The organism is Pseudomonas sp. SBT1-2 (genome assembly GCF_028640875.1).
GTDB lineage: Bacteria > Pseudomonadota > Gammaproteobacteria > Pseudomonadales > Pseudomonadaceae > Aquipseudomonas > Aquipseudomonas chlororaphis_I.
In genome coordinates this window covers 53,115-59,961 of the sequence record NZ_JAQZAA010000064.1, presented here as the reverse complement: position 1 = coordinate 59,961, position 6,847 = coordinate 53,115, and the positions used below count along the sequence as shown (strand labels likewise).

At 64.0% G+C, this 6,847-nt stretch carries 6 protein-coding genes; all 6 read right to left on the bottom strand.

All coding sequences use genetic code 11. From position 1 onward, the window contains the following. Positions 1–21 precede the first annotated feature (21 nt). On the bottom strand, positions 22–1,377 hold the full coding sequence (locus tag PVZ78_RS10020; protein WP_273828628.1) for an LLM class flavin-dependent oxidoreductase: 1,356 nt from the start codon (positions 1,375–1,377) through the stop codon (positions 22–24). After that, positions 1,377–2,582 (bottom strand): SfnB family sulfur acquisition oxidoreductase, encoded by a 1,206-nt coding sequence (locus PVZ78_RS10015; RefSeq protein ID WP_273828627.1) that lies wholly within the window; start codon positions 2,580–2,582, stop codon positions 1,377–1,379. Before PVZ78_RS10015 ends, PVZ78_RS10020 begins: the two co-directional genes overlap by 1 nt. Positions 2,583–2,605: 23 nt before the next feature. Continuing rightward, entirely contained in the window at positions 2,606–3,847 is a 1,242-nt protein-coding gene (locus PVZ78_RS10010) for an SfnB family sulfur acquisition oxidoreductase (protein WP_016702550.1), read from the bottom strand. Positions 3,848–4,538: 691 nt separating this feature from the next. After that, complete coding sequence (gene tcyN / locus PVZ78_RS10005) at positions 4,539–5,300, bottom strand: L-cystine ABC transporter ATP-binding protein TcyN (RefSeq protein WP_016702551.1); 762 nt, start codon at positions 5,298–5,300, stop codon at positions 4,539–4,541. 4 nt (positions 5,301–5,304) lie between these two features. Then, positions 5,305–5,970, bottom strand: coding sequence for a cystine ABC transporter permease (gene tcyL / locus PVZ78_RS10000; protein ID WP_028683854.1), 666 nt, complete (start codon positions 5,968–5,970; stop codon positions 5,305–5,307). A 50-nt stretch (positions 5,971–6,020) separates the two neighbouring features. After that, the gene (tcyJ, locus tag PVZ78_RS09995) at positions 6,021–6,818 is read right to left on the bottom strand and encodes a cystine ABC transporter substrate-binding protein (protein ID WP_009046440.1); all 798 of its coding nucleotides are present in this window, start codon (positions 6,816–6,818) and stop codon (positions 6,021–6,023) included. Positions 6,819–6,847: the final 29 nt, after the last annotated feature.

Below are 6,847 nucleotides of genomic sequence, written 5' to 3'. Positions count from 1 at the left end.
GCGAGGCTTGCCCGCGATGCTTTAGCGGCGGTAGTCCGCGCCAGTGTGTTGCTCCGGCAATTGCGCCTCGCGCTGGAACAGCTTTTCGCGCAGGGTGCCGTTGTCGTAGGCGGTCTTGTACGAGCCGCGGCGTTGCAGCTCGGGGATCACCAGGTCGATGAAGTCGACATAACTTTCCGGGGTGACGATGCGGGTTAGGTTGAAGCCGTCGAGGCCGGTTTCGGCGATCCAGGATTCGAGGTCGTCGGCCACCTGCTGCGGCGAGCCGACCACCGTGATGTAGCGCCCGCCCAGGGCGTGCTGGTCGAGCAGCTTGCGCCGGGTCCAGTCGTTGTTCTGCAGGTTCCGGGTGGCCGACTGGATGGCGTTGCTCTTCACGTACTGGATAGGTTCGTCGATCTCGTACTGGGAAAAGTCGATGGCGGTGGACGCCGAGAAATGCGCCACCCCGGCCTCCGCGCTGGCATGGCTGCGGTACTCGGCGTGCTTCTTCCAGGCCAGTTCCTCGGTCTCGGCGACTATCACGTTGAGCCCCATGAACACCTTGATGTCCTCGGGGTTGCGCCCGGCCGCCACGGCGCTGGCGCGGACCTTGTCCACCTGGGCCTTGGTCGAGGGCTTGTTCTGCCCGCTGATGAACACGCACTCGGCGTGGCGCCCGGCGAACAGCAGGCCGCGATCGGAACTGCCGGCCTGGAACAGCACCGGCGTGCGCTGCGGCGACGGCTCGCACAGGTGATAGCCCTCGACCTGATAGAACTCGCCCTTGTGCTCGACCTTGTGCACCTTCTCCGGCCGGGCGTAGATCCGCTGCTCGCGGTCGTTGACCACCGCGTCGTTTTCCCAACTGCCTTCCCAGAGCTTGTAGAGCACTTGCAGGTACTCGTCGGCCTGGTCGTAGCGCCGGTCATGCTCGGCCTGTTCGCTCAGGCCCATGGCCTTGGCGGCGCTGTCGAGGTAGCCGGTGACGATGTTCCAGCCGACCCGGCCACGGCTCAGGTGGTCCAGCGTGGACATGCGCCGGGCGAACAGATACGGCGGCTCGTAGGTGAGGTTGGCGGTGAGGCCGAAACCGAGGTTGCGGGTCACCGCGGCCATGGCCGAGACCAGCAGCAGCGGGTCGTTGACCGGCAGCTGGATCGACTCCTTGAGCGTCACGTCCACCGAGTTCTGGTAGACGTCGTAGACCCCGACGATATCGGCGATGAACAGCCCGTCGAACAGCCCGCGTTCCAGCAATTGCGCCAGTTCGGTCCAGTATTCGAGGGTCTTGTACTGGGTCGAGGTGTCCCGCGGGTGGGTCCACAGACCGTGGTTGATGTGCCCGATGCAGTTCATGTTGAAGGCATTGAGCAGGATCTTTTTCTTCGCGCCCATCAGATGGTCCCCCGCAGTGGCGGGTTCGTCTGGTTGAGGTAGTAGTTGCCCACCGCGTGGTATTTCCAGCGCACCGGGTCGTGCAGGGTGTGCACCCGGGCGTTGCGCCAGTGACGGTCCAGGCCATGTTCGGCCAGGGTCGCCTGGCTGCCGGCCAGTTCGAACAGGGTGCTGCCGGCGGCCAGGGAGATTTCGGTGCTGATGGCGCGGGCCTCGGCGACCGCTATGGAGGCGGCAGCCACGGTCTCGGCGTTGGGCTCGGCCTGGGCGGCGTCGAGGAACTCCCCGGAGCGCTCCAGCAGCGCCTCGGTGGCGTGCAGGCGAATGCTCAGGTGGCCGAAGCTCTTGAGGGTCAGCGGGTCTTCGGTGGCCTTGTCGTTGCCGGAATCGATCCATGGCCGGGTCTTGGTGCGCACGAAATGCAGGGCGTCTTCATAGGCGGCGCGGGCGATACCGGTGTCGATGGCGGCATGGAGAATCTGCGCCAGCGGGCCGACGGTGGTCGGGCGTTCGAAGGCGCTTTGAAAGGGAATCACGTCCTCGGCGGCGACGAACACATTCTCGAACACCACCGAGCCGCTGCCGGTGGTGCGCTGGCCGAAGCCGCTCCAGTCGTCGATCACGTTCAGGCCCTGGCTGTCCGCCGGGACGAAGGCCAGTTGCTGCACGCCATTTTCATCCACCACCGAGGTGGGGATGCGCTGGGCGTAGATGGCGCCGGTGGAGTAGAACTTGCGGCCGTTGATGCGATAGCCGTCGCGTCCTTGCTGCACGTCACGGGTCAGGCGAGTGGTGCGGTCGTGGGCGGTCTTGGTGCCCAGCTCGGCCAGGGCATTACCGAAGCGCTGGCCGGCCAGGACCTCGGCGTACAGGCGTTTTTTCTGCGTCTCGCTGCCGTTCACCCGCAGCACTTCGAGGGCGTAGAAATGGTTCTGCGGGATCTGCCCCAGGGAACCGTCAGCCTGGGCGATCAGCGCGATGACCTTGGCCAGGGTGACGTTGGACACGCCGGCGCCGCCGTATTCCCTGGGCACGCTGATGCCCCACAGGCCGGAGCGGGAAAAGGCTTCGAGTTCGGGGTGGGGCAGGCGGCGTTCGCGGTCGCGCAGGGCGCTGTCGCGCTTGAAATCTTCGGCCAGGTCGCTGGCGACGATCAGGGCTTGCTCATCGCTGGTTATGACCGCGACGTGTTGAGAAAGAGTCATGTGTTTCTCCAGAGGTCTGGTCGTTAAATCCAGGAATGGCGAGCCGGCAACGTGCCGTTCAGGTGGTAGGTGCCGACGGCGTGGTATTTCCAGCGCACCGGATCGTGCAGGGTGTGGACCCGGGCGTTGCGCCAGTGCCGGTCGAGGTTGAATTCGGCGAGGGTGGCGCGGCTGCCGGCCAGCTCGAAGAGCTTTTCGCTGGCCAGCAGCGAGATCTCGGTGGTCAGCACCTTGGCTTCGGCCACGGCGATCGAGGCGCGGGCGGCGGACTCGGCGCTGATCGGCGCGGCATTGACCTGGTCCAGCACCTGGCCGGCCTTGCGCAGCAGGGCCTCGGCGGCGTGCAGTTCGATTTTCAGCTTGCCGATGTCGGCGATTACATAGAGGTCGTCGCTGGCCCGTTCGACGTTGGCGTCGACCCACGGCCGCGAGCGTTCCCGCACGAAGCTGATGGCGTCGTCGATGGCCGCGCGGGCGATGCCGGCGTCGATCGCTGCCTGGATCAGCTGCGAGACTGCGCCCTGGATGTTCGGCGATTCGTTGATCCGCCAGTTGTCCACCACCAGGTCGGCATCGACCCGCACGTTGTTGAGCAAAATGGTGCCGCTGGCGGTGGTGCGCTGGCCGAAGCCCGACCAGTCGTCGACGATGCGCAGCCCCGGCGTGCCGCGCCGGACGAAGGCCAACACCTGCTTGCCGTCGTCGTTCAGCGCCTTGACCGCCACCCAGTGGGCGAACAGGGCGCCGGTGGAATAGAACTTCTGGCCATTGAGCAGATAACCGTCGCCGTCGGCGGTGATCCGCGCCTTGAGTTCCAGGGTGTTTTTGGTCCCGCGTTCCGGGCCGGCGTTACCGATGCGCCAGCCTTCCAGCACGCTCTGGAACAGCTGCTTTTTCTGCCGTTCGGTGGCGCTGCCGAGGATCAGGTTGAGAATGCCGAACTGGTTCTGCGGGATCTGTCCCAGGGCCGGGTCGGCCGCGGAAATGATCGCGAAGACTTCCGCCAGGGTGACGAAGGAAACCTGCGGGCCGCCGTATTCACGGGGGATGGCAATACTGCCCAGGCCACTGCGGGTGAAGTGTTCGATTTCCGCCCATGGCAGCTTGCGCTGCTGGTCGCGTCGGGCCGCCTGCTGGCGGGCGACGGTGGCCAGTTCATGGGCGGCTTGAAGGGCTTCTGCGTCGTTCAGCAGAACCCGTGCGGGCAACAACAGGGGGGCGACATCCAGATCGCTCTGGACATTTGCATCGGCCAGATTGGACATCAGTGCCACTCCTTGGCTGCACGCAATGCCCTGGCGATTTGCACTGGGGTGATTGTGTTCCGGACCATACCTACCTCACATCTTTGGAAGTGCCGCGCCGTGGCGGCGAAATCGGGTTCAAGAATGTCCGGTGGTCCGGTGCATATACCCTATGCGCGTATAAAAATTAAATAAACTAACTTTTAGGAATATGTATAGAAGGGGTTTACGTATACGGCAGGCAAGGGCTGCGAGGAGTAACGGGGGATGGATCCAGGGCTCCTGTAGCCGCTGGCGTAGCCTGCGATCGGCGGCGCAGCCGTCGTAAACCGGGGCATACGGTTTTCCGGGCGGAATGCAGTGGTGGGCCTGGCGGCCGCTGCGTCGGAATGCCGCCCAGACCGTTCGCAGCCTCGCGTTGCTCGGCAGCGGCTACAGGGGAACGTGGCTTCTATAGCCACTGGCGCAGACTGCGAATGGCTTCGAAGACGATGGAGTTTGTGGTTCCGTCGGAAGGCCCTGCGGGCCTTGTCGCAGCCTCGCGTTGCTCGACAGCGGCTACAGGGGAACACGGTTTCTGTAGCCGCTGGCGCAGCCTGCGCTCGGCGGCGCAGCCGTCGTAAAACCGGGGCATGGGATTTGTCGGGCGGAACGCGGTGATGGGGTTGCGCCCGCTGCCCAGCCCTTGGCAGGCTCGGCAGCGAGGCACAGGTCAGGCCTGGGGATGGCCCGCGGTGAGGAACTTGCTGAGGAATTGCCGGGTGCGTTCTTCCCTGGGGTTGGCGAACAGCGCCTTGGCTTCACCCTGTTCGACGATCACACCCTTGTCGAAGAAGATCACCCGGTTGGCCACGTCGCGGGCGAAGCCCATTTCGTGGGTGACGATGACCATGGTGCGCTTCTCCTCGGCCAGGCCGCGGATGGTCGCCAGCACTTCGCCCACCAGCTCCGGGTCGAGGGCCGAGGTCGGTTCGTCGAACAGGATCACTTCCGGCTCCATCGCCAGCGCCCGGGCAATCGCCACGCGCTGTTGCTGGCCACCGGAGAGACGCCGCGGGTAGGCGTCTTCCTTGCCCGCCAGGCCGACCTTGGCCAGCAGCCCGCGACCCAGGGCCAGCGCCTGTTCGCGGGGCGTCTTCTTCACCACCAGCGGCCCTTCGATGACGTTTTCCAGCGCGGTGCGATGGGGGAACAGGTTGAAGCTCTGGAACACGAAACCCACCTGCTGGCGCAGTTGCCGCACCAGGCCCTGCTGCTGGGTCAATGGCCGGCTGCCATCGATTTCGATGTTGCCGACCTTGATCCGGCCGCTGGTAGGTTCTTCGAGAAAATTCAGGCAGCGCAAAAAGGTGGTCTTGCCCGAGCCGCTGGGGCCGATGATGGCGACCACTTCGCCTTCCGCCACCGTCAGGTCGATGCCATTGAGGACGGTCTGACCCTTGAACTGCTTCGTCAGTTTTTCAACCACAATCATGGGTTCAGGACTCCTGGTCGTGCCGATTGACCCGCTCTTCCAGTCGGTTCTGCAGGTGCGCCAGCACGCTGGCCAGAACCCAGTAGATCAGCGCGGCGGCAAGATACATGGTGAAGACTTCGAAGGTCCGGGCGGTGATCAGCTGCGCCTGGCGGAACAGTTCCGGAACCTGGATGGTGGCGGCCAGGGCGGTGTCCTTGACCAGCGAGATAAAGCTGTTGCCCAGGGGCGGCAGGGCCGTGCGCATGGCTTGCGGCAGGATCGCCCGGCGCAGGGTCTGGGCCCGGGTCATGCCGATGCTGGCCGCCGCTTCCCACTGCCCGCGCTCGATGGAGCCGATGGCCGCGCGCAGGATCTCGCAGGCATAGGCCGCCATGTTCAACGAGAAGCCGATCAGCGCCGCCGGCAGCGGGTCAAGCTCGATACCCAGCTGCGGCAAGCCGTAATAGATCACGAACAGTTGCACCAGCAACGGCGTGCCGCGAAAGAACGACACATAGACGCGGGCGATCCAGCTCAGCAGCTTGAAGCGCGACAGGCGCATCAGCGCCAGGGCGAACCCCAGCGCCAATCCGAAGAACATACCGCCGAGGCTGAGGATGATCGTGAAATACGCGCCCTGGAGCAGGAAGGGCGCGGAGTTCAGCAACAGCTGGGTGGTTTCGGCGATTTGCTGGCTCAACTGCGGGAAATACAGTTCGAACTGAAAACCTGCTTCCATTATTGAGTGACGTCAGCGTTGAAGTATTTTTCCGAGAGCTTTTTCAGCGTGCCGTCGGCGCGCAGTTCCTCGATTGCCTTGTTCACCGCGGCCAGCAGTTCGGGTTCGCCTTTGCGCAGGGCCACACCGGCTTCCTGGCGGGAGAAGGGTTCGCCGGAAACGGCCAGGGTGTCGTTGGTTTTCTTGATCAGTTCGAAGGCGGCCAGGCGGTCCACCAGGATCGCATCGATACGGCCTACGCGCAGGTCCTGGTACTTGGTCGGATCATCGTCGTAGGTCTTGATGATGGCTTTGGGCACGTTGTCCTTGAGCCATTGTTCGTAGTTGGTGCCCAGGCCGACACCGACTTTGTGCCCGGCCAGGTCGGCGGCGGTCTTGAACTTGCCTTCGTTCTTCTTCTGGGTCAGGGCCTGGATGCCGGAAACGGTGTAGGGGGTGGAGAAGTCGTATTTCTTCTTGCGCTCATCCGAGATGGTTACCTGGTTGATCACCGCGTCCAGGCGCTTGGACTCCAGGGCGGCGAGGATACCGTCCCATTTGGTCGGCTGCAGTTTGACCTTCACGCCCAGCTTCTGCGCCAGGGCTTCGGAGAACTCCACTTCGAAGCCGGCCAGCTTGCCGCTTTCGTCGACGTAGCTGAACGGTGGGTAAGTGCCTTCCAGGCCGACGTTGATGGTGCCGGCGTCCTTGATCTTTTGCAGTTGCTCACCGGCAACCGCTTGCCCCAGCAAGCCGGCACTCAGTGCCAGACCCAGCGAGCCAACGAGGATATTTCGACGTAGTGCGGAAAAAATCATGACAAGCCCCTGTGTTTTCTTATGAAGAT

Bases quoted from the DNA above. Each gene is read 5' to 3' on its own strand.
- PVZ78_RS10020 (WP_273828628.1), bottom strand. From the start codon at position 1,377: ATGGGCGCGAAGAAAAAGATCCTGCTCAATGCCTTCAACATGAACTGC.
- PVZ78_RS10015 (WP_273828627.1), bottom strand. From the start codon at position 2,582: ATGACTCTTTCTCAACACGTCGCGGTCATAACCAGCGATGAGCAAGCC.
- PVZ78_RS10010 (WP_016702550.1), bottom strand. From the start codon at position 3,847: ATGTCCAATCTGGCCGATGCAAATGTCCAGAGCGATCTGGATGTCGCC.
- tcyN (WP_016702551.1), bottom strand. From the start codon at position 5,300: ATGATTGTGGTTGAAAAACTGACGAAGCAGTTCAAGGGTCAGACCGTC.
- tcyJ (WP_009046440.1), bottom strand. From the start codon at position 6,818: ATGATTTTTTCCGCACTACGTCGAAATATCCTCGTTGGCTCGCTGGGT.